The following is a 23,574-nucleotide window of genomic DNA, read 5'->3' as shown; positions in this document are numbered from 1 at the left end:
ATAGATCAGAACATTTAGAACTTCTCAGATTCAATACATTGTATATCGTATCAATCAATATTGAAATATATAGAAACAATATCGCAATTTCCGTGGTTCATATTTATTCATCCTTCGGCTTCTTGTCATACATGCTTCCGATCTTCATTTCACGTACCGTATCCGTCAGCAGTTCTTCAATCTGTTCATCCGTAAATGCGACGGTTCCCGTTGCAACCATGCTGGCGATTCCGTGTGTGAAAATCCACACCTTCAGATGAAACGCTTCCTGTTCCGCTATGTCATACCCAGTGAATTCTGCGCCCTTTTCTAAAACCTGATTCCCCATGTTGTCTTTCTCGATAAATTCCGTTGGCGATATCTTCGAGTCTCCCATAAATAATATCTTGAAAAAATCCGGATAATCCTTCGCGAACCGGATATACGCAAGTCCCATGCCCCGATATGCTTTTTCTTCCTTCGAGCCTTCGATCATGTACGACTGGTATATCTTCTGGATGTGCAAGATCGTCGCATGCTTTAGATCCTCCATGTTCTCGAACTGATAGAAGATCGGCTGGACCGAACATCCAAGCTCTTTCGCTACCCGCCGTGCATTGATCGCGGATAGGCCTTCTTTCTTCACAACAGCACACGCTGCCTTTATAATATCTTCCTTTAGATACTTCGTTGCCCTTGGCATAATGTCCTCCATTTTTATTTTATAACTCTTGTTATGTAACTTATGTTATATTATAAAGAACAAAAAAAGAAACGTCAAGCATATATCGATGAAATGCAGTTACATTCCTGTCACCTGCACGTTCATCTGCCTGACGTTTTGTTTATTATTTTTATAATACAAGATCCTTCATCGAGTGCAGTCCGATTGCCAATGTTGACGTATTGTGCATCAATGCCGAAGTTGTCGGCTGGATCACGCCTGCAACCCCCAGCACGATCAGTCCGGTATTAAATCCGACGATCGTTCTGTAATTCCGGCGGATGCGTCTTGTCAGCGCGGTACTGATCTTCCGCAATGTGATCAGCTCATTCAAGTTATCTGCACCAACGGTAATATCCGCGATTTCCCGTGCAATCTCTGCACCATCGCTGATTGCAATACCGATATCCGCTGCTGAAAGTGCCGGTGAATCATTGATACCGTCACCGATCATGATAACCTTGTGTCCCTCTGCTTTCGCACACTCCACGTAGCTTGCCTTATCCTCTGGAAGTACCTCAGAATAATACTCATCCACGCCAACCTTCCGCGCGATCGCACAGGCTGTCCGCTCACTGTCTCCGGTCATCATAACAACCTTCGCAAATCCAAGCTCCTTCAACGTCCGGATCACATCGGATGCCTCCTCACGAATCGGATCTTCGATACAGATGACTGCCACCAGCCGTCCTTCGACTGCCATATACAGATGGGAGTATTCCTCCGGCAATGCATCAAACTTCGCCTGCATACCTTCCGGAACGGCGCAGCCTTCATCTTCAAATACAAAATGATAGCTGCCGATAATGGTCTTTCTTCCTTCTACCGTGGTAGAAATACCATGTGCCACAATATAGGACACCTTCGAGTGAACCTCTTCATGTACCAGATTCTTTTCACTTGCCGCATCGACAACTGCACGCGCCATCGAATGAGGAAAATGTTCCTCCAGACATGCCGCGATACGAAGCAGTTCATCGCTGCTTTCCCCGCAGAATGATACAACATCTATCACACGCGGCGTTGCCTTCGTCAGCGTTCCAGTCTTATCAAATACGATCGTATCTGCCTCCGCCATCGCCTCTAAGAACTTGCCACCTTTCACCGTAATGCTTGACTTGCTCGCCTGCCGGATCGCGGATAATACCGAAATCGGCATTGCCAGCTTCAGCGCACAGGAGAAATCAACCATCAATACGGACAACGCTTTCGTTACATTCCGCGTAAAAAGATATGTTACGGCTGTGCCAAGTAACGTATATGGCACAAGCTTGTCTGCCAGATGAGATGCCTGACTCTCCAGAGAAGATTTGAGCTTTTCGGATTCCTCGATCATCGTGACAACCTTCTCATACCGGCTCGAACCACCGACCTGTCGTACACGGATGCAAAGCTCGCCTTCTTCCAGCACGGTTCCAGCATAGACATAGGAATCTGCCTGCTTATGTACCGGCAAAGGTTCGCCTGTCATAGACGCCTGATTGACCATCGCATCGCCATCGACAACGGTTCCGTCGAACGGAATCACATTTCCGACATGAACGACAATCTCATCGTTTACACGGATAGACTCTGCAGATACCTGCACTTCCTGTCCGTCCTTCTTCAACCAGACTTTTCCGATATTCAAGGACATGCTCCGCGCAAGATCACCGACGGATTTCTTGTGTGTCCATTCCTCTAAGATCTCACCGATTCCAAGCAGGAACATAATAGAGCCTGCCGTCTGGAAATCTCCACGGAATACGGATACACCGATTGCCGTGCCATCCAGAACCGGAACTTCGATCTTTCGTTTTGCTAATGTTTTCAGTCCGTTCGTAATGTATTTCACCGAACGGATGGCAGTCAGGGTGTTCGCAATCGGCACCGGCAGTAACACCCGGTTGATGCACCGCAGCAAAACCTTATCTACCAGTTTTTCTTTGTACTCTTCATTCACCTGTCTGCCGGAATTAGCAAGATAAGATTCCGGCACATCTGCCGAATCATAATGGAACCGCCGGAGCGCTGTTATCATCGCTTCCCGGCTTCCCTCATAACAGACAACTGCATCACAGGTCGAATGATTTACCTTCGCAGAACTGACATGTTGCATGCTGTCAAGATAATACTGAAGGATATCGGCTTCCCGGTACGACATATTCTTCTGTGCAACATGAAAACGAATTCTGCCCCGTATCTCATGTTTAATCACAAATTTCATTTTCTTCCGCCTGCTCTTCTGCTTCTGCCTCATCCTCAACTACCTGTGCCTCAGCCTCGATCTCGCGGTCTGCGTTGATCTGCTTTGCCTCAGCATAGATGTCGCTTGCATTCTCCTGTACATTTGTCACGGTTTTCATGACACAATCCTTTGCACGAAGGACCGCGGCTGTACCATGTGAGTAAACCTTCTTTGCATCACGGCTTGTCAAAAGCCTGATTCCAGCTGTTCCGAACAATACACCTGCTGCAAAAATCCCTGTTTTCTTTCCATCAATCTTCTTAAAAAAATTTGACATAATATTTACCTCCTGTTAGTCTAATCTAACTACGTTATATTATCACAAATTTTCTAAAAAATAAATATTTTTTTACCAATCCCTTCCAATTTTACTGCAAGCCGATATTACACTATCTATTCCTAATATAATCAGGTATGTACCTATCAAAAATCCGACTGAGAACAAAGCAATCTGCGGCCAGAATATCATCAACACACCTACTATCAGACCGATTACATTGATGAACAGTGTGACATAGAAATACCTTCCTCTGTATAAACTCCGGATAAATCCAAGATGACACAGCTTCGATATGCTATGTGCAATAAACCATAGCGGAAGCAGCAATGTTACAACCAATTCGCCTATGTGCGGATATGCCATCAGCGCCAAACCAGTGATCACACTAAGCACACCTGTAATCAATGCAACACATGGTGCAAATCCGATATATCGTTCTGTCTTCGCATAAAAGATAATATCTGTAATACCCGTCACTGTCGCCATCACACCATAAAAGACAGTGATCCAGCGCAGAATACCACTTGGAGATATCATGGACAAAGCGCCAAGGATTATAAGCAAAATACCCTCAATCAGCTCCAGCCAGCCATATCCCGTATGTCTTTTCATAAGGCAGCTCCCCCTTCCTTGTTCAAAATCTCCATGAATTCATCGCCCGTGATTGTCTCTTTCTCATAAAGATGCATCGCCAGAATATCCAACAGCCTCTTGTTATCGACAAGCAGCTTCTTCGCCTTCTCATGCTGTGAACGCACAAGCTCAACCACCTTCCGGTCAATCTCCTTCTGTGTATCTGCCGAACAGCAAAGCGAAGTATCACCACCCAGATACTGATTTTCCACTGTCTCCATCGCTACCATATCGAACTCATCGCTCATACCGTAACGGGTAATCATAGCACGTGCCAGCTTGGTTGCCTGCTCGATATCGTTCGAAGCGCCGGTTGTAATCTCTCCACATGCCACTTCCTCTGCCGCACGTCCACCGGTCAGAGTTGCAATCTTGTTCTCGATTTCTTCCTTTGTCATCAGGTACTTATCGGCCTGCTCCACCTGCATCGTGTAACCAAGCGCTCCTGACGTACGTGGAATAATCGTAATCTTCTGTACGGGTGCAGAATGGCTCTGTAAAGCAGCTACTAATGCATGTCCGACTTCATGATATGCAACCGTCTTTTTCTCCTTATCCGAAAGCACGGCATTCTTCTTCTGATAACCGGCAATTACAACCTCGACACTTTCTTCCAGATCTGCCTCTGTCACAAATGTCCGCCCTGAACGAACAGCACGAAGCGCACCCTCGTTGATAATATTCGCAAGTTCAGCACCAGATGCACCCGATGCCATACGAGCAATCGTATGAAAATCAACATTATCGCCAACTTTGATTTTTCTCGCATGTACTTTGAGAATTGCCTCACGACCCTTCAGATCCGGCAATTCCACAGGTACTCTCCGGTCAAAACGTCCCGGTCTGGTAAGTGCCGGATCGAGTGATTCCGGACGGTTTGTTGCCGCCAGAATAATAACGCCGTTGTTCCCTTCAAATCCATCCATCTCCGTTAAGAGCTGGTTTAATGTCTGCTCCCTTTCATCGTTACCACCATACTTGCCACCGTCACGTTTCTTACCGATTGCATCAATCTCATCGATAAATACAATACATGGTGCCTTTTCCTTTGCCTGCTTGAACAAATCACGTACCTTCGATGCACCCATACCGACAAACATCTCAACAAACTCGGAACCTGAGATAGAGAAGAACGGTACATTTGCCTCACCGGCAACCGCCTTCGCAAGCATCGTCTTACCGGTTCCCGGAGGCCCGACTAACAGAAGTCCCTTCGGCATCGAAGCACCAACATCGGTATATTTCTTCGGATTATGCAGATAATCGACGATCTCGGCTAAGTTTTCCTTCGCCTCATCCTCGCCGGCAACATCCGTAAAATGAATTCCTTCGGTGGACTGTACATATACCTTCGCATTGCTCTTTCCGCCCATACCGAACATCATGGAATTCTTGCCGCCTGCCTGTTCCATCAGCTTCTTCGCAAGGAATCTTCCAAGTATCCAGAACAATAAAAGTGGCACAACCACAGACATCAGAAAGCTCATAAACGGGGATGTCCTCGTCTCGATTTCCTTCGAGAACTTCGCGCCACTGTCATAGAGCCGCTGTGTCAGATTATCGTCCGGCATGAGTCCGGTCTTGTAGATTGCGCTCTCCGCCTTATCCGTAAATGTGATCTGTGTGCTGTCGATCTGTACCTGACCAATATCCTTATCCTCGGTCATCTTCATGAATGTTCCGTAATCAACTTCCTTTACCTGCCGTTCTGCCAGCATCGGAGTGATAAATAAATTAAACACCAGCAACACTGCCAGCACAATTCCGTAATAGAAGATCAACGGACGTTTTGGTGATTTTACTTCTTTCATCTCTGCATACTTCCTTTCTTTGTCTAGATTATTACTCTCCGTACTTCTCCTTCACTGCCTTCACGATCATCTCGTAGTTCGGCATCTCTACTCCATATTGTTCTCCAAGACGGAGCGGCTCATACAACAGGCCATCGATTTCCGATGGTTTTCCTGCCCAGATATCCCGCTGCATGGAGGTTGAAGCCTCCGGTACAAGCGCATCTAAGATGTCCAGATTCGTCTTCTCAATATCAACTAAAAACGGGATTCCCATTGCCATTGCAAGTGCGTCAATTTCTTTCATGCACCGGATCAAAAGCATTCGCTCTTCTCCCGCACGCTGGAATGCTTCTGCTGTTGCATCGTAATACAAACCGCAGGCTGCCATCGGCGAGATATACGCATATTTCTGAAATGCATCCCGTTCAATCTGATTGGAAAGCACCGCATCGATACCTGCTGCCTTTAATTCCTGCTCTAATAAAAACATCTTCCGGCATAGCGCCTGTCCCTTCCGTGCGCCAAATACGATACGGAAGATATCGCCTTTTTGTAAGATCACGCCCGGTTCCTTAATCTCCGCCGCAATGTAGATACAGCCATCTGCAACTGTCGTGTCCGGCAACTCCAGCTGCAGCTTTGCCCCGGTTCCGTAAATATTTAAGATCGGAACAATCAATGTATCCTCGCTGCTATGTTCTTTCAAAAATGGAATGATATCCGGAATCGAATACCCTTTGACGCACACAAACAGGACATCCGGAATCTCCGTATATCCTGCTTCGTCCACTGCCTTTATGTCTGTCACGGTAAATGTCTGACTTGGTGACTCCACACGTATACCATGTTCTTTCATTGCTGCAAGATGCGCCCCGCGTGCAATGAGTGTCACATCCTGTCCGGCTCTTGCCAGAAATGCACCGATGCTTCCGCCGCATCCGCCAGCTCCTATAATTGCATATTTCATATACGATCTTCCACTTTCTATATGCTCAAGTGGTTTCTCCTTCCCTAGTTTTCTTCTATCTCTGATCTGTGATACATATTCTATAACAGATTTATGTTTGTTTTGTGAACAAATCCGTCATTGAAGAAATTTTAATGTAAATATCGTTATTTGTTCTGTTTTTTCACCTTCACGATCACAATTGTAAGGTAGCTTACTGCCTGTGTCAATGCATCTATCCCATGCATCACACATTCATCCGGCAGTCCGCAGTTCGAGACGCCATAGATTTCCAAATTTTCACCCTGCTGCCTTCTCCGCACAAGCTCTGTCCGAAGCATACCAATCAGCCGTTCCAGCTTCTTCCCCGACTTCATATAGATCCGTGTCCCGTCGTAATCCACGGTATCTTCCACCGCGTAACTGCCCGGAATAATATGGATCTCCTCACCCTGATCTGCAAGCGAGATTCCAAGTCTTGCCGCAACCGCACAAAAAGACGTCACACCGCTGATCATGCTTGCAGGCACGCCCGCCGCCTGCACTCTACGATGTATATATTGATAGGTTGAGTATACGCTCGGATCACCAATCGTCAGAAATACAAGTTTCTTTCCCTGACCGATTCTTTCCTGCACCACCGCAAAGCAGCGTTCCTGTGCCGCACGAAGCACATCCGCATCCTTCGTCATCGGAAACTGCATCGGACAGATCTCCTTTTCGTCGATTTCCGGCACGACCTGCCGCACAATCTTATAAGCATAACATTCTTCCTTCTTCTCATTTGGCAGCAAGACGCAGTCACATTCCTGGATTGCGCGCACCGCTGCCAGCGTCAGAAGCTCCGGATCACCCGGACCGACTCCGACGCCAATCATTCTTCCTTCCATCTATCTGTTTCCTCCTGCAGCACATACCAGCCAGACTTACCGGCTGATATCTGTCTGTTGTAGTTTAATTATCTAAGTAATCCTCCAGTGCCGTCTTCCCGCGATAGGTACTCACATTAAATGTCCGTACGCCTCTCCGGCTCGTGCACATCTCACTGTGATACGAAAGCAGATCTGAGATCTGCCAGACATCATTTTCATCCGTCCAGATACCTCGCGCCTGCGCCCAGTCTACAAACTCAAATACCGCCGGTGTCGTGTCCGCAGAGCGTTCTTCCATATACGACAGCACATCCGCCAGCCGCACTTCGATCTCTTCCGTATCAACATCCTCCGCCATCCATGTCTGCACATCCGCACGTGCACACGCAAGATTATAACGTGCGATATACGTATCCGGATGTGACAACGCAAACGCGATATACAAGCTGCCACATGCAACAATCATATATTTCATCAGTGGAAATGTATTCTTATACAGATAGATGATCGTGCCAGTGAAAAGCACAACCAATGCCAACAGTCCAAACAGCACCAACACACGCAGATACGTCAGATGATATGCCCGTATATACATCAGCATCCGCACCGCTGAAGATGCGATCATCACATATGTACAGCCGCACATGATCGTGAGAATCGTACGAAGCACACGGCTTTCCGCAAATGCGCGGTTGCAGACCAGCACAATCACCAGATTCACAGCCGCCACAAAAAGCAGCTGGAAGAATCCCTGTCTCGCATATTCCGAATACGAATATCCGGCCGGCAGCATCTGCTTCCCAAGGAATGGAGACAGAATCTGAATGACTGCGAACACCATATATAACGCTGTAAGCAATCCGCAAAACGTTATACCGATCATCGGCTCGATCATGCGTTTTTCTTCACATGCAATCTTCGGCGGCTGTATTACCATCCTGCAGAAGATTCCATAAACAATCACAAATACCGCAACGAGCATGATTACAAAGCCGGTCAGATTCCCGGATAAACGCAGATTTCCGATACTCCGGTCGACAATATATTTGAAGATTGCATCTGCCTGTGAGAGCACGATCAGCATCAATACCAGAAACGGCAGAGCAATTAACACGCCAACCAGAATATAGATTGCCTTGGATTTCTTCTTTTCCCTAAGCTTCACATACACGTAGCAGTCACTGAACCCGCGGAACAGATATCCGAGCGGTGAGAACACTGTACCAAGCACGGCACGGATGTATTTCCCGACGCCCCATTTGTCCGCATTGCAAAAGCAGGTAAAAAATACGGTCATCGAAAGCAGATAAATTCCTATGTAATTACATGTAATCAGGAATCGGTCTGCGGTCAGGAATGTCGATACGCCAAGCAGCAAAATTCCTATATAGTAGATCATCGTATGTGGGTTCGACGTCTTATCCTCGCGGTTATCGTACGCCTTGCTCTGTGGTGCGTGCGAGCAGACGTAATATAGAAAGCCAATCGTCGCTGCCGCAAATAGCACCGTCATAATTCCATAAGCATTTTTATACAGGCAGATGGTTGTCACAACCGCATAGATGATTGCCGCAAACCCACCGGTTTCAAAGCGGACCGCCCGCTCTTTCATCTCCATCTCCGGTACTGCATTACTCTTATTCGCACAATCTGAACCTGTCATCATCTGTCCGGATTCCTGTTCCTGTATATTCTGTATATTCTGTATATTCAAATTGGTCAAATTCTCTTGTTTTTGTTCATCTCCCATATGGAAACACTCCTTTCCAGATACGTTCTGTCAATCGTAATTATCCTTCGTTATCACTATCTTCATCCTCATAGATCAATATATCTCCCGGCTGGCAGTCGAGTGCTTTACAGATGGATTCCAACGTAGAAAACCGCACCGCTTTCGCCTTGTTATTCTTCAGGATTGACAGATTTGCAAGCGTGATGTCGACCTCCTTCGCAAGCTCTGTCAGCCCTTTTTTCTTCTGTGCCATCAACACATCCAGATTCACTTTAATCGCCATATCACCACCGCCTTCTATATCGTAAAATCATTTTCTTCCTTGTACTGCACTGCCTTGTCAAATACGATGGCAAGCACACGGGAGAAAAGACCTGCGATCAAAAATACTACAACAATGATAAATACAGCCGGAGTAAAGTAAAGCGGAATCCGGCAAAGCATAACTGCCATAATCGCGAAGCTGTATATCCCCATCCGGTTCAGACTCTTTACATTTTCCTTCACGAAGCAATCGTCAGCAAGCACCGTCTTAAACATCTTCCGAAGCTCTCTTAGAATCAGCACTGCGAACACACCCGCTGTCATGAAGATTATCACCATCCAGATATAATACTCTCCAAAAAATGGGTTGATTACGGTTCCATACCATTTGAACGACACCGGCAAAGTCAGTGTCACAACCATTCCTACAAAATACATGATGTCCAGCAAAACCTTCGTCGCACCGGCAATTTTATTTTCTTTCATATGCAATATATCCTCCCATCACTTTCCTGAATCGCCTGTTATTATTCTTTCTTTTTTCCACCTTACACGATTAATTATTGATTGTCAATATATATTTATTGTTTTTCGATAATTTTTTATTGTTTTTCAGTTTCAAAGATATATGACGGGTGAAATGTAGAACGAGAGTCCCGTTTGTAACGCAAGAGCCCCTCTTTGTAAATGAAAATCTCATTTTGTAAACGAGATTCCCACTTTGTAAACGAAAATCCCGTTTTGTAAGCGAATTTCCCGGATTTTCATTTGTACATTGACATGTTATAATACGTTCAGCAATAAATTTGCACACGACAATAAGAGATCAATTCCCGCTCGAAATTTTTGTATTCGGAGAATCCATCCCTGTTTTGAAGTCATTCTGCTGTTTTTGTTCTGGCGGCACTTTGCAAATTTATCTGTTACTTTTTGAGAAGTTTAGGCTTTAAGATGATGTTTTCGGCGGCAACCGGTTTACATCCAAGTTTCTTAAGTATATCTTCTCCGTAATAAAAGCTGAACGTTTCGTATGGGCTACGGTTGTTCAGCTTTTTTCTTTTATAAGAATTGATATGATCCATCATCAGAAAAATATCCTTCTGTGTCAAATCATCAAAGCTGCTTCCCTTTGGCAGGATACGACGTATCAGCTCATGATTCACTTCACAGGCTCCCTTTTGGTAAGGTGCACTTGGATCGCAGTAAAATACATTCGTTCTGCTGCATGGAATCGTATCTCGTTTTTCAATTGCTTTTGGATTTGAAAACTCACTTCCATTATCCGTAAGAATAACCGGAAACAACCGTGAAAAATCTTCATTTCCAAGGACTTTATCCAACAGATTTATAATCTGTATGACAGATGCTGAAGTATTTGAATCTCGCAGAAATGCAAGCATTAAACTTGTTTCAACGAAATGTATAGTAAGCAGGCATTTGCCTCCCACACGTCCGATAACACTATCCATCTGTACAACAGCAGACTCCGGCTTTGCTTCAAGAAACTTCTGGAAATCAGTATAGCTTCTACCAATACGACATCCTCTGTCTACCTTGAATTCAGGCTGTTTGTATCGCGGGCGATACTTTACTTTACGAGGCAGATCAATGTTACGGATATCAAAAAGCTGGGCATCAACATAGTTATACAATGTTTTTTCACTGCACATGATTTCATCAACATGCTCTATATAAATCTGATGAAGAGACTGTCCATTTTTAACCAAGGGGCTGATGATTCCGTTGATTCTTGCTATATCATCCTCATTGGATAAAATACCTGTCCTGGATTCCGAAATAGACTGATGTGCCATTTCATGAGCATCTGCCGGGCCATAAATGCGTTTTAACAAGGTACATTGGGGAAGCTGGCTACAACCATTACATACATATGGAGGTTTGGTTTTAACGGAGCAGATATCCTCTGCAAAATCCGGACAATGTAATGTACACTCGGAACACAGACTGCATTTATACGCTGATTGATGCGTACAACTGTTTCCGCACAGCTTTTTAGCTTTGCATGTACTGCGATGTTTACATGGATTGTAAGGATATCCTGGGCGACCACTTTTCTTATCATAGGAATGCTTTTTTATTTCCTTTGCAATCGTGGTACGATCCTTGCCTAACTTCTTTCCTATAACTCCAAAAGAGACATTCTCCTGAAGGAGTTGTGCAATAACTAATCGATCTTCATATGTTAAAAACTTTGACATGGTAGCTCCTTTCCAGCCGCCAGAAATCAAAGCATAACAAAAAAGAGACCAACAATCCAGTCAGTCTCTTGAATTTGTAAAGGAAAATCCATACCCTTCCTTTACACTTATTACTATTAACTTTTAAAGAAGTCTGAGATGGCGGGTATGGAATCTCAGATTACAATTGACGGCAGACGGCAGATACGGTATCTATAAAAATCGGTACTTACTCCAATGATTCTGCCACCCACAGTCGCTTGGATTTAACCAATTAGGGGCGGCGACAAACAACCAATTTTAGTCAGTTAGAAAAAGCCATTGTATTTTCCGGTTCGTGTTCTAAAATGATACTTCATGTGTGTGCGTCGCACACATTCTCTTTCAAAGCATGTGCCACAAATTGAAAATATTTTTTGATTTGTGGCACTATGATAGATTGATATCTACTTTGCCTAACAGGTAATCAATGATATTGATATGGGCAATACCGTCTCTTGAATAATCAAATCTGTCCAGTGAAAATACATATTTAGGTGAAGCATCACTAATCGGCTTAAATGCACCAAATTCTCGTTCAATCGTTTCCTTTCCAGCTAAATAATAAGCTACCTGGATAAAGCACTTCTTTCGACCATTAATTGCCACAAAATCTATTTCACCTTTATATGTTTTTCCAGTAAATACTTCGTAGTCCCTTGATTTTAATTCATTGTAGATGATATTTTCAAGAAAGAATGTATCTTCAAAGTTGACCAAATTTGTATTAATCATTCTGAAACCAGTATCTACAGCATACTGCTTCTCAATGTATGACATGGCCTGCTTTCCAACGATATTAAATCTCTTAACACGGTCGATCAAACACGCATTATCCATTTTTTCCAAATATCTGTAGATAGTTTTCTTGTCCATGATATCCGAATTTTGATGTTCAAAATATGTTTCGATATTTTTACTAGAGAACTCTTTGCCAGCATTTGCCATAATATATGTTGCAACACGTTCAAAGTTTTGACGGTTGACTTTGGATCTCTCGGTAATAATATCTTTATCTAAGATACCTGTATAGGTCTGTTCCAAATATCGCTTAATATCACTTTCCTTTGTGAATGAAAAACGAAGTGGAAACCCTCCCCAGTTAATATAATCAATCATAAATTCATCAGGAGACATATTCTTTCCCAATGTTTTGATATACTCATAGCTCTCTGCAAACGAAAATGGCATAATCCGAAACTCAACACAACGTCCGACAAGTAATGTTGCCATTTTACCGGACAATAGTTTAGAATTGCTACCTGTAATGAAAATAGAACAGTTCAAAGTTGCTCTAAAGGAAGCCAACACTTTTTCAAAACTGCGTACATGCTGTATCTCATCCAGAAATATCAAATATCTTGACTTGTCCTTAATCTGCTCATTTACATAGGCATTCAACTTTTCAGCCGTTCTTACTTTTTCAAACTGCAAATCTTCAAAATTGATTTTTATAATATGTGTCTTATCAAATCCGTTTTCAATATATTCCTCTTCTATCTGCTCTAATAAAATTGATTTTCCGCATCGACGGACTCCAGTTAGTACTTTAATTAAATCCACATCATAAAAAGGTCTTATCTTACTTAAATATCTTTCTCGTTTTATATACATTATCATCATCTCCAATCCAATATATATTATGCCACAAATCGAGATTTTTTCAAGTTTTGTGGCACATGTTTATTATTTTTACTGGGATCTGAAATAGGAACCGTATAATATTTTGGTCTGCTCCAACAAAAATCCTCTCTTAACTTGCTACTATACATTTTATCGTCAAATGGTTCCGAAACAAGCTCCGGGTGGATGCTTGAGCCAAAGGTAATATCATCAGGTGTAAGCGGTAAGTTCTTCTCCGACCACTCCGAAATAAGCTCCGGGTGTACTTCCGCTAAACTGTTATTCATAGCCAAACCTCAACCTCCTTGTGCTTAGAGTATATGAAGTTTTGGCTTTATCTTGTAGTTTGCGAATATCCGTACAAATAGAAAAAGCCCTTTGAGAAAAGGATTTCTCCTCTCTCAAAGAGCTTGGTAAACTGGGAGTTGTTCGAATAATATTTCTATGCAAATGAAGCATAGATAACCCATATTTCTGCAAACATTACCAATAAAAGTACTCCATCTATCATCCAATTAAACTGGATGTCTGTTAAGAAAGTTTTTGAATGTGTCAGGCAATATTTTACTTTTTCTCGTCCTGTCAAAAATGTGATAAGTACCTGTAATATAGGAAATAAGAATATTTGTATTTTTCTTACATAATTATCCGCAATCCCATTTGCAAAATGTATTGGAATCATAGTCGGTAAGAAAAATATGCTCACAAGAGCAAGCAAACATCCTATAATGCAAATTATCCATGTGAATTTTCTGGTATTAATAAACTTCATAACAATCCTTTCTTCTGTCAAATCCGGTTTTTTTAATTTTCATGTCCACATTATATCACTCTCTTGTCAATACTACAATAAATTATATTTTATCTTTTTCTTTCTGAAAATGGGCAATCCCGATTTCAGGACTGCCCATTCATTATGCTAATTATGCGATTTTTTCTTGCTTGCACCGATTTCTGCATCAATTGATTTTTCTCATCTTAATAGAGCTTTGCACCTGCCGGAATGTGGTCATCCACCATCAGCAGATTCAGTCCTTCGTGACCGTCTTCCTCGTGTACTGCTGAAATCAGCATACCCTCGGAATCGATTCCCATCATCTTTCTCGGTGGCAGGTTCACGATAGCGATTGCTGTCTTACCAACCAGTTCTTCCGGCTCGTAATAGTCATGAATACCGCTTAAAATCACACGGTCTTTGCGTTCTCCGTCATCTAATGTAAACTTCAGAAGCTTCTTTGACTTCGGTACTGCTTCACAAGCTAAAATCTTAACTGCACGGAAATCAGATTTTGCAAATGTATCGAAATCTACCATTTCTTCAAAGATCGGCTCGATCTTCACATTAGAGAAATCAATCTTTTCAGACTCAGTTTTTACATTTTTTTCAGGTGCTTCAGAAGCTGTTTTATTTACATCATTTTTCTTATTTACACCATCCAGTGACTTCATCGTTGGGAATTTTTTTGATTGCTAAGCTAACTCTTGTATATCCCTGCAAACCCTTGGGAAATGGGCTTCCCCAGATTCTATATACCTGGATACTCTTGGACGTTTTTTTGACTTTTGTGCATCCAAAAGATGTCATTCGCCTTAAAATACGTCTTTTTATTTTAAGACATCCCTCGCAATTCATTATGAACTACGAGGAACTGCTTACCGACTGTTAAAGCGGTAGCCGATCTCACGAACACTATCTATGGAAAAGTGAGAGTTTGTATCACATAGTTTTTTACGAAGATTCCGAATGTGAAAGCCTACGGTATCCTTTTCATTGCCTGCTGATATTTCGCCCCACACCTTATCATAAATCTGCTCGTATGTAAGAACACGACCTTTATTGGCTGCGAGCAAGCAGAGTATATCGTACTCTTTGACAGTCAGTTCAATTTCCTGACCGTTATTGATAACTCTGCGCCGGCTCAAATTGATTTCTAAGCCGGAAAGGGATAATGTCGGCTCATATGAAATCTCTAATTTTTCAAAATCAGGGTGCTGTTTTACAAAAGCCAGCATATCGTCAAAGGCTGTTGAGTCTTGTGCTTTGAACTCCATTATTACGATTCGTCCGATATTATCACCCCCTTGGTTAGTTTTTTGTCTTGGACAACATAAGATTTATTGCGTGAGATAATACGATTCATCAATCGTTTTCAGAATAAAATTCACATCGTCATAACGAGAGGAATCGGACTGAGATCCTAAACTGCATATCAAAAACTCTTTTCCGTGCTGCTGGTAAAGCACAATCAAGTTATAGTCGTCAGACAGAGAGCCAGTCTTAATTCCGCATACATTTTCGTTGTAATATTCGGATGTCGGATCAAGGAAGGCGTTTGTATTCTGCCATATTTGTGTACTGCCATCAGGCAGTGTTGCCGTATAAGTGTTTTGAGATACAATTTCTCTAAACCACGAGTATTCCAACAACCGATATACTACTTCTTTCAAATCTAAAGTGGTGGTAAGTGCCTCCATATCAAAACCACTCGGATCATATAAAACTGTGTCTAAGTACCCCTGCTGTTGCAAATGCAGGTTTAAGTTCTCCATAAAAATCCTCACACGCTCTTGACAGCTTTCTGCTTGCGGCGAAAGTAATCCTCCACAATAATCAGCAACCACATAAGCTGCGTCATTCCCTGACGGTACTAACATTGCCGCAAATAGATTGTGTAAAAAGTATTCTTTTTCCTTGATTTGAGCAACAGACGAGCCGGGTTTCGTGAGTGAAATAGCACCATAGTCTGCAACAACGATACTATCAAGGTCTGCTAAAGTTGACGCATACTCAATAACAAACAGCTTGGCTAAACTTGCAGGAATTTGTGGCTCGTTCTCGTTTTTTGAAACAAATATTTCATCATCAGAACAATCCACCAAAATCAGCGATTTTGCATTATAAGAGTCAGGAAAATCTTCTTTGTAGAGAAAACCATTTATTTTATTCTTTACCGCTCTGAAATTTTCCGGCTGCATTGCCCACGGCACAAACATTATACCTATGCCGATACAAACTACAAGCAAAAGCAAAAATACTCCAAATCGTTTTTTCTTACGGCGTTTTCTCTGCATATATGTGCTCACCTCCCAGCCCAAAAACTCCTATGTGCCATTTTTTAATCGGCATAATTTGCCTGAATATACTCTGTAAATCCAGACGGATCTCCCAACTTTGCTTTATCAATATTATCACGAAGATATTTGCGTGTGGCGTCATCACAGCGATCTGTTCCCATATAAGGCATATCAAAGGCTTTTTCGAGTTCAGCTAAGGCTTTTGCCGCCCTTTCCGAATCCGTATTGTAAGTATCAAGCCATTCCTGCATCCAAGAATATTCCCAAAGGTTAGATGCTTTTGTATCGCCATATCCTATCTGAAAAGACGCTCCCGTATCTTCGCCTTCCAAAGCATCAGGCGGAGTAACGCCCTCCGGCCAATTCAAACTCTCAATGGTCGTTAGGTATTCTTCTTCAATGGTAGCAAAGTCCGTGAAACCTCTTGTGTTTGTGTCGGAGTCCGAAGAAGTGGAGCAGCCTGCCAGCATAATCACCAGCAAAGAAATCTTAACACACAGTAACAGTCTGTACGGTCTTTCGGATTTTGAGATTGTTCGTTTCATTTTGTTTCCTCCTTGAATTGAGTTTTATTATCTAAGAGCCAATGCAGGCTCTAATTTTGCTGCTTTCAATGCTGGTAATAATCCGCCCAATAATGCTGTAAGCACAGACACAGCAACTGCAACAACAGCAACGCTGATTGGATAACTCGGTGTTCCCACCGGGGAATCCACAGGGAGCAACGCTCCAATACAATGCACCAAAATCAGCGAAATCAAAATAGCTGCAAAGCAAACGAATATTGATAAAATCAACTGTGAGCCTAAAACCAATGCCACAATATTTGTTCGTGAAGCACCTATCGCTCTGCGGATCAGCAACTCATGTGTGCGCTGTTCCAATGAAGATAGTCCGATATTGATCTGCCCTAATACGGAAACAAACAGCAACAAAAGCGAAGTAACCAAAAGCCCTAATTGCAGTATGGACAATACCGAATCATAGGTATCTCCAATATCACTCCGCCCAGCACTTTCCCAGTAACCGCCAATGGTATCAGTCAAAATGTCGCCAAGGGCAGAATGTATCTGTTCGATTGTCAGTCCTGTTGTGGGATGCCAATACACATTTGCATTTTGCACTTGCCACATTGCTGGTGCGAAATTGAGGATCGCCGCAGAATCCGCATAGATAGTCGGAAAATCCCTGCCATCGTTTACTACTCCGACAATATTGAATGGGGTTAACGAAAGTGTGCTTTTTACATTTCCTGCAGCATAGGGTGAATCATTAAAATAGTTTTTAGCTTCTTTGTTTATGACCACTTCAAGCGATCCGCCCTCACTCGAAGGCTCTAACCATCTACCGGATGTCATTGGAAGATTATAGACTTGACTATATGCCTCCGTGGTGCAAACTACATCAAAAGCCATCAGGTTTTGGTAAACATCATTCGGCGGTATTGGCGTTAAATCTTTCATTGGTGCAAATCGAATATCCTCTCCCATAGAAAAAGTAACAGCGGCTACATCATCAATGGCTTCAAATCTCTGGAATAATTGTTCCATTTTATTTCTATCGCGAAAATCGGATTCCGTTATCACGAATGAGTAAGTAGGTGACCAGCCATATACCTGTGCGTTTACGGAAATCAAATACTCCCGTCCAAGCGTACCAACTAATACCGATCCAATCATTGCGATAATGCCTACAAGCATTGAAACACTTGTCAGAATACTTCTAAGTGGAGACAGACGAAGGTCTTTAAGTATCATTTTTAGCACAAGTTATCCTCCCTCCATCCATTTCAAAAATCGTATCACAGGTATCTGCAATATCAGGATCGTGCGTAACCAACAGCAGCATAATTCCATTTTCTTTTACGATGCTGTGCAACAGTTCCATAATCTGCGTTCCCGTCTTTTTATCCAACGCTCCCGTAGGCTCATCACATAAAATGGCTTCCGGAGATACTGCAAGCGCCCTTGCGATTGCAACTCTTTGTTGTTCACCGCCGGACAAATTGATTGGGTAATCATTTTCCTTGCTTTCTAAGCCGACACTTTTTAGCAAGCCTGTAATTATCTCGTGACGCTGTTTGGCGGTAAACGACTTTTTGGCATAGAGTAGGGGTAATTCGATATTTTCCCATACCCGCAAGTGCTTAATCAGAGAGTAGTTCTGAAATACAAATCCGATATTATTGGCTCGCAGTATAGACAGATCACGGTCTTTCAAAGCAGAAATAGATATACCATCATAAAGATACTCGCCCTCATATTCCCGATTTAACAAGCCAATAATGGATATAAGACTTGTTTTGCCTGAGCCGGACTTTCCGACAATGGCATAACTGCGCCCTCGTTGCAATTCCATATTAGCGTTGGTTACTGTTGTCAGCATATCGCCATTATTCAATTTGACGCTTGCTTTCAAATCCTTTATTTTGATTAAAGTCTTTTCGGAAATTCCTTTCATTTTATCAAATCCCCCTCGGATCAAGGTTTGGCGGAGTAGCAGAAACCACATCGCCCTCCTCTAAGCCTGACAGTATTTCTATATTGGCTCCGTCTGTCACACCCAATGTCACTTTTGTTTCCACTCTTTCTCCATTCGGAGTAATTACAGTAACCAATCCCGTACCTTGTCTACCCGCTATTACCGACAGAGGCAATATAAGGACATCATTTCTCGTTGTCGCCGTTATGACTACCGTTGCACTTTGCCCCGATTTCACATCGACTGTTTGACTGATCAAGCATTGCAGAATGCCCTCTTGCGGCACGATTCCCGTAAACGCATTTTCATCTGCGGCAGGCGACACCACGGCAATCATATCGGTTGGTCCTACACCATCATATACTTGAAATTTTGCTTTCAACTCTGCATACTCCGGTAAGGTACTCAAAAAATTATCTGCCTCTACATTAAGGGCAAATCCTGTATACTGCACTATCGCTACGGGATAATTACTCGGTACGCTTTCATTGGATGGGGCAATAGAGGTAACTGTACCATCCACCGGAGATTTCAATTCTTTGCCGTTCACAGTTCCAATAATTTGCCCGGCAGTGATTTTTTCTTCTAATTCTACCGCTGTATTAAATATGCCATTTTCGGGTGAGGAAATAATAAACGGTACTGCCGGAACAATAGTCGTTTGCGTTGAAACGGTTGGAGTTATTGTCCCTCGTACAACTGATACCGTTTTTTCTGCGGATGTTGCGCTATCTGTAAGATTGTTTTCGTCTGTCTGCCCAATTGCAGAGCAGGCAGATAGCGTAAATACAAGAAACAAAATAGAACATAGCAGCATTTGTTTTCTTAGCAACTTCATCATTCCTCCTTATGCTGTATCACAAAAAATACGAGCCTCTATCTTGATACTTTTATTGTACCAAAACAGAAGCCCGTATTTTCTTGATTGCTCGTAAGATATTCCTCTTTTTTTCTATGCAAATTCTTACAATTTTCCTACGCCAACGGCAAAGTAATTGAAAACTTGTTTTGATCCTCTTGGCTCTCTGCAACGATTGTACCATTGTGTAGTTCAACAATCTGCTTTACAATCGCCAAACCTAATCCAGCTCCTCCACTGCTTGTACTTCTCGCTGCGTCAAGCCGATAAAACTGCTCGAAAATCCTGTTTAACTTTTCTTCCGGCAGAGTATCGCCGTGGTTACAAAAAATAATGCTGACCGTATCTTCCTGACATTGTGCGCTGATCGTGATATCCGTATTTTCAAAACTGTAGATAACCGCATTTCTCAAAAGGTTATCAAAAACACGCTGAATTTTGTCTGCGTCACATCGAAGCATTATATCATCATCAACACAAAGATTACATTGCAAATTCTTTGTGTTGAGCATAGGCTTAAATTCATATACAAGTTGCTCCAGCAGGCGAGTTAAATTGATTTTCGTGTATTGTAATGTAATATCGTATATATTGAATCGTGTTATCTCGAAAAACTCGTTAATCAGATCCTCTAACCGTTCTGCCTTACCAAGAGTGATTGAAAGGTACTTTTCTCGAAGTTCCTTTGAGATTTGCGACTCATCACGCAGTAAAGTAAGATACCCGATTACAGAAGAAAGCGGTGTTTTCAAATCGTGTGCAAGATACATAATCAGGTCATTTTTTCGCTGCTCATTTTCTTTTGCAAGCCTTGCATTACTTTCAGCCTCTTGTTTTAACTGATTGATGTTAGCGGCGATTTCACTCAACTCCGGGGACATTTCAATGTAACTGACATTCTGATCGAACATTTTTCCTGTCGCAGCCTGTACCTCGTACACGTAGGCGACTACTTTTTTCAAAAGTAGGTATGTCAAGTATATAATACAGCCACCCCACACGATTACAGCCACTATATAAAGATATTCTGTTCTGTAATACAAGTAATAATACAAAACATACTTGCGGAGAATTTCTTCTGCCATAATTCCTAAAAGAAAAGTACCGCCTAAAATAAGCACAGAGCAAATCGCACATTGAATTACATACCCTTTGAACAAGGTAGAGAGCAGATAGTTTTTTTCTTTTTTATTCAATTTCATACCCTACCCCCCAAACAGTTTTAATGAACTTCGGATTTTTTGAAGGTTCATTCAATTTTTCCCGAAGCCGCCCAATGTGCGCCATTACCGTATTGTTACTGTTGCGAAGATACTTTTCTTTCCACACGGCTTCAAATAATTCCTCTGAGGCGACAACTTTACCCTGATGTTCGCACAGATACCACAGAACAGAAAACTCCAACGGAGTCAAGGCTATTTCTTTGCCATACAAGTAGCACTTGTGGCTGACTCTGTTTATCAGCAGACCTCTGATGTCATACTCGTCTTTTTCTTCGGATTGGCTCAAATTAGGACTGTTATAGCTCTGATAACGCCTTAATTGCGTCTTTACTCTTGCCACAACCTCTAAAGGATTAAACGGTTTCGTTATATAATCATCCGCACCAATCGTAAGCCCCATAATCTTGTCGCTATCCGCAATTTTGGCGGTAAGCATAATAATAGGGAAGTAAAACTTTTCCCGAATTTTTTGGCAAAGTCGAAAACCATCAATATCCGGCAGCATAATATCAAGTATCGCTAAATCAATCTGCGACTGTTTGATACATTTCATCGCCTCTAACCCATTATAACATTTATATACTGAATAACCATCGTTACTCAAATACACTTCAAGCAGATCAACGATTTCTTTTTCGTCATCCACAATTAAAATCTTCTTGTTCATTGATCCTACACCTCATTTTCGGGTACGGCTTCCATTATGTCGCCAAAATCACACTCTAAATATTCGCATATATTCAACAGCACGGGAAGGGTAACATTTTCATTTTTTCCGAGTTTCGCAAATGTACTTTTGCTTGCCCCAACCGCTTCTCGTAATTGACTCTTTTTCATTCCCTTGTCAATCAGTAGTTTCCAAAGTTTGTTGTACCGTACTTTCATTTCCGCACCTCCACCCAAATATAGTTTGTATTATAGTACTTTGAGAATGAAATTGCAATTATTAAGTCTGTATTTTGATACTTTTAGTTTTCAAACCGGCGCAATATGGTGAAATGTAGAACGAGAGGGTGAAATGTAGAACGAGAGTCCCGTTTGTAACGCAAGAGTCCCTCTTTGTAAATGAAAATCTCATTTTGTAAACGAGATTCCCACTTTGTAAACGAAAATCCCGTTTTGTAAGCGAATTTCCCGGATTTTCATTTGTACATTGACATGTTATAATATGTTCAGCAATAAATTTGCACACGACAATAAGAGATCAATTCCCGCTCGAAATTTTTGTATTCGGAGAATCCATCCCTGTTTTGAAGTCATTCTGCTGTCTTTGTTCTGGCGGCACTTTGCAAATTTATCTGTTACTTTTTGAGAAGTTTAGGCTTTAAGATGATGTTTTCGGCGGCAACCGGTTTACATCCAAGTTTCTTAAGTATATCTTCTCCGTAATAAAAGCTGAACGTTTCGTATGGGCTACGGTTGTTCAGCTTTTTTCTTTTATAAGAATTGATATGATCCATCATCAGAAAAATATCCTTCTGTGTCAAATCATCAAAGCTGCTTCCCTTTGGCAGGATACGACGTATCAGCTCATGATTCACTTCACAGGCTCCCTTTTGGTAAGGTGCACTTGGATCGCAGTAAAATACATTCGTTCTGCTGCATGGAATCGTATCTCGTTTTTCAATTGCTTTTGGATTTGAAAACTCACTTCCATTATCCGTAAGAATAACCGGAAACAACCGTGAAAAATCTTCATTTCCAAGGACTTTATCCAACAGATTTATAATCTGTATGACAGATGCTGAAGTATTTGAATCTCGCAGAAATGCAAGCATTAAACTTGTTTCAACGAAATGTATAGTAAGCAGGCATTTGCCTCCCACACGTCCGATAACACTATCCATCTGTACAACAGCAGACTCCGGCTTTGCTTCAAGAAACTTCTGGAAATCAGTATAGCTTCTACCAATACGACATCCTCTGTCTACCTTGAATTCAGGCTGTTTGTATCGCGGGCGATACTTTACTTTACGAGGCAGATCAATGTTACGGATATCAAAAAGCTGGGCATCAACATAGTTATACAATGTTTTTTCACTGCACATGATTTCATCAACATGCTCTATATAAATCTGATGAAGAGACTGTCCATTTTTAACCAAGGGGCTGATGATTCCGTTGATTCTTGCTATATCATCCTCATTGGATAAAATACCTGTCCTGGATTCCGAAATAGACTGATGTGCCATTTCATGAGCATCTGCCGGGCCATAAATGCGTTTTAACAAGGTACATTGGGGAAGCTGGCTACAACCATTACATACATATGGAGGTTTGGTTTTAACGGAGCAGATATCCTCTGCAAAATCCGGACAATGTAATGTACACTCGGAACACAGACTGCATTTATACGCTGATTGATGCGTACAACTGTTTCCGCACAGCTTTTTAGCTTTGCATGTACTGCGATGTTTACATGGATTGTAAGGATATCCTGGGCGACCACTTTTCTTATCATAGGAATGCTTTTTTATTTCCTTTGCAATCGTGGTACGATCCTTGCCTAACTTCTTTCCTATAACTCCAAAAGAGACATTCTCCTGAAGGAGTTGTGCAATAACTAATCGATCTTCATATGTTAAAAACTTTGACATGGTAGCTCCTTTCCAGCCGCCAGAAATCA

25 protein-coding genes are annotated in these 23,574 nt (G+C 42.2%); all 25 read right to left on the bottom strand.

Annotation, left to right across the window (positions count from 1 at the left end; all coding sequences use genetic code 11):
- Positions 1-103: 103 nt before the first annotated feature.
- Positions 104-682 (bottom strand): TetR/AcrR family transcriptional regulator, encoded by a 579-nt coding sequence (locus tag KP625_RS11320; RefSeq protein WP_238297921.1) that lies wholly within the window; start codon positions 680-682, stop codon positions 104-106.
- A 151-nt stretch (positions 683-833) separates the two neighbouring features.
- A complete protein-coding gene (locus KP625_RS11315; RefSeq protein ID WP_238297920.1) occupies positions 834-2,909 on the bottom strand; it encodes a heavy metal translocating P-type ATPase in 2,076 nt (691 codons plus the stop codon).
- Positions 2,893-3,207: a DUF6110 family protein gene (locus KP625_RS11310; RefSeq protein WP_238297919.1), complete on the bottom strand. Its 315-nt coding sequence runs from the start codon at positions 3,205-3,207 to the stop codon at positions 2,893-2,895. The genes KP625_RS11315 and KP625_RS11310 overlap by 17 nt, the downstream gene beginning before the upstream one ends.
- 72 nt (positions 3,208-3,279) lie before the next feature.
- Positions 3,280-3,822: an HdeD family acid-resistance protein gene (locus KP625_RS11305; RefSeq protein ID WP_238297918.1), complete on the bottom strand. Its 543-nt coding sequence runs from the start codon at positions 3,820-3,822 to the stop codon at positions 3,280-3,282.
- Positions 3,819-5,654 (bottom strand): ATP-dependent zinc metalloprotease FtsH, encoded by a 1,836-nt coding sequence (gene ftsH, locus KP625_RS11300; protein ID WP_238297917.1) that lies wholly within the window; start codon positions 5,652-5,654, stop codon positions 3,819-3,821. Before ftsH ends, KP625_RS11305 begins: the two co-directional genes overlap by 4 nt.
- 31 nt (positions 5,655-5,685) lie before the next feature.
- The gene (locus KP625_RS11295; RefSeq protein WP_238297916.1) at positions 5,686-6,603 is read right to left on the bottom strand and encodes a ketopantoate reductase family protein; all 918 of its coding nucleotides are present in this window, start codon (positions 6,601-6,603) and stop codon (positions 5,686-5,688) included.
- Between the two features lie 146 nt (positions 6,604-6,749).
- Positions 6,750-7,472 carry a precorrin-2 C(20)-methyltransferase gene (gene cobI, locus KP625_RS11290; protein ID WP_238297915.1) on the bottom strand — a complete coding sequence of 241 codons (723 nt, stop codon included), beginning with the start codon at positions 7,470-7,472 and terminating at the stop codon, positions 6,750-6,752.
- A 64-nt stretch (positions 7,473-7,536) separates the two neighbouring features.
- Positions 7,537-9,204 carry a DUF4153 domain-containing protein gene (locus KP625_RS11285; protein ID WP_238297914.1) on the bottom strand — a complete coding sequence of 556 codons (1,668 nt, stop codon included), beginning with the start codon at positions 9,202-9,204 and terminating at the stop codon, positions 7,537-7,539.
- A 40-nt stretch (positions 9,205-9,244) separates the two neighbouring features.
- The gene (locus tag KP625_RS11280) at positions 9,245-9,469 is read right to left on the bottom strand and encodes a helix-turn-helix domain-containing protein (RefSeq protein WP_177969413.1); all 225 of its coding nucleotides are present in this window, start codon (positions 9,467-9,469) and stop codon (positions 9,245-9,247) included.
- Positions 9,470-9,483: 14 nt separating this feature from the next.
- Positions 9,484-9,936: a DUF2975 domain-containing protein gene (locus tag KP625_RS11275; protein WP_177969414.1), complete on the bottom strand. Its 453-nt coding sequence runs from the start codon at positions 9,934-9,936 to the stop codon at positions 9,484-9,486.
- Positions 9,937-10,373: 437 nt separating this feature from the next.
- Complete coding sequence (locus tag KP625_RS11270) at positions 10,374-11,669, bottom strand: IS30 family transposase (RefSeq protein ID WP_238297905.1); 1,296 nt, start codon at positions 11,667-11,669, stop codon at positions 10,374-10,376.
- A 408-nt stretch (positions 11,670-12,077) separates the two neighbouring features.
- The gene (locus KP625_RS11265) at positions 12,078-13,301 is read right to left on the bottom strand and encodes an ATP-binding protein (RefSeq protein ID WP_238297913.1); all 1,224 of its coding nucleotides are present in this window, start codon (positions 13,299-13,301) and stop codon (positions 12,078-12,080) included.
- A 26-nt stretch (positions 13,302-13,327) separates the two neighbouring features.
- The gene (locus KP625_RS11260) at positions 13,328-13,603 is read right to left on the bottom strand and encodes a hypothetical protein (RefSeq protein ID WP_370641359.1); all 276 of its coding nucleotides are present in this window, start codon (positions 13,601-13,603) and stop codon (positions 13,328-13,330) included.
- Between the two features lie 149 nt (positions 13,604-13,752).
- Entirely contained in the window at positions 13,753-14,082 is a 330-nt protein-coding gene (locus tag KP625_RS11255) for a DUF1648 domain-containing protein (RefSeq protein WP_238297911.1), read from the bottom strand.
- A 206-nt stretch (positions 14,083-14,288) separates the two neighbouring features.
- Positions 14,289-14,759, bottom strand: coding sequence for a methionine--tRNA ligase subunit beta (metG, locus tag KP625_RS11250; RefSeq protein WP_370641358.1), 471 nt, complete (start codon positions 14,757-14,759; stop codon positions 14,289-14,291).
- Between the two features lie 204 nt (positions 14,760-14,963).
- Entirely contained in the window at positions 14,964-15,362 is a 399-nt protein-coding gene (locus KP625_RS11245; protein WP_238297909.1) for a winged helix-turn-helix domain-containing protein, read from the bottom strand.
- 63 nt (positions 15,363-15,425) lie between these two features.
- The gene (locus KP625_RS11240) at positions 15,426-16,382 is read right to left on the bottom strand and encodes a D-alanyl-D-alanine carboxypeptidase family protein (RefSeq protein ID WP_119203329.1); all 957 of its coding nucleotides are present in this window, start codon (positions 16,380-16,382) and stop codon (positions 15,426-15,428) included.
- 44 nt (positions 16,383-16,426) lie between these two features.
- Positions 16,427-16,930 (bottom strand): hypothetical protein, encoded by a 504-nt coding sequence (locus KP625_RS11235; protein WP_119203328.1) that lies wholly within the window; start codon positions 16,928-16,930, stop codon positions 16,427-16,429.
- Positions 16,931-16,957: 27 nt separating this feature from the next.
- The gene (locus KP625_RS11230; protein WP_238299938.1) at positions 16,958-18,142 is read right to left on the bottom strand and encodes an ABC transporter permease; all 1,185 of its coding nucleotides are present in this window, start codon (positions 18,140-18,142) and stop codon (positions 16,958-16,960) included.
- Positions 18,132-18,845, bottom strand: coding sequence for an ABC transporter ATP-binding protein (locus KP625_RS11225; protein ID WP_119203327.1), 714 nt, complete (start codon positions 18,843-18,845; stop codon positions 18,132-18,134). Before KP625_RS11225 ends, KP625_RS11230 begins: the two co-directional genes overlap by 11 nt.
- A 4-nt stretch (positions 18,846-18,849) precedes the next feature.
- Complete coding sequence (locus tag KP625_RS11220) at positions 18,850-19,707, bottom strand: hypothetical protein (protein ID WP_238297907.1); 858 nt, start codon at positions 19,705-19,707, stop codon at positions 18,850-18,852.
- 134 nt (positions 19,708-19,841) lie between these two features.
- The gene (locus KP625_RS11215; RefSeq protein ID WP_004853368.1) at positions 19,842-20,927 is read right to left on the bottom strand and encodes a sensor histidine kinase; all 1,086 of its coding nucleotides are present in this window, start codon (positions 20,925-20,927) and stop codon (positions 19,842-19,844) included.
- Positions 20,914-21,615 (bottom strand): VanR-ABDEGLN family response regulator transcription factor, encoded by a 702-nt coding sequence (vanR, locus tag KP625_RS11210; RefSeq protein WP_119203325.1) that lies wholly within the window; start codon positions 21,613-21,615, stop codon positions 20,914-20,916. The genes KP625_RS11215 and vanR overlap by 14 nt, the downstream gene beginning before the upstream one ends.
- A gap of 5 nt (positions 21,616-21,620) precedes the next feature.
- Complete coding sequence (locus KP625_RS11205) at positions 21,621-21,833, bottom strand: helix-turn-helix domain-containing protein (protein ID WP_008703822.1); 213 nt, start codon at positions 21,831-21,833, stop codon at positions 21,621-21,623.
- A gap of 416 nt (positions 21,834-22,249) precedes the next feature.
- Positions 22,250-23,545, bottom strand: a complete 1,296-nt coding sequence (locus KP625_RS11200) for an IS30 family transposase (RefSeq protein WP_238297905.1) — start codon at positions 23,543-23,545, stop codon at positions 22,250-22,252.
- Positions 23,546-23,574: the final 29 nt, after the last annotated feature.

Source organism: Eubacterium sp. MSJ-33 (assembly GCF_022174665.1).
Lineage (GTDB): Bacteria > Bacillota > Clostridia > Lachnospirales > Lachnospiraceae > Coprococcus_C.
The sequence above is the reverse complement of the archived record's forward strand: the minus strand, read 5'-3'. Positions and strand labels throughout refer to the sequence as shown.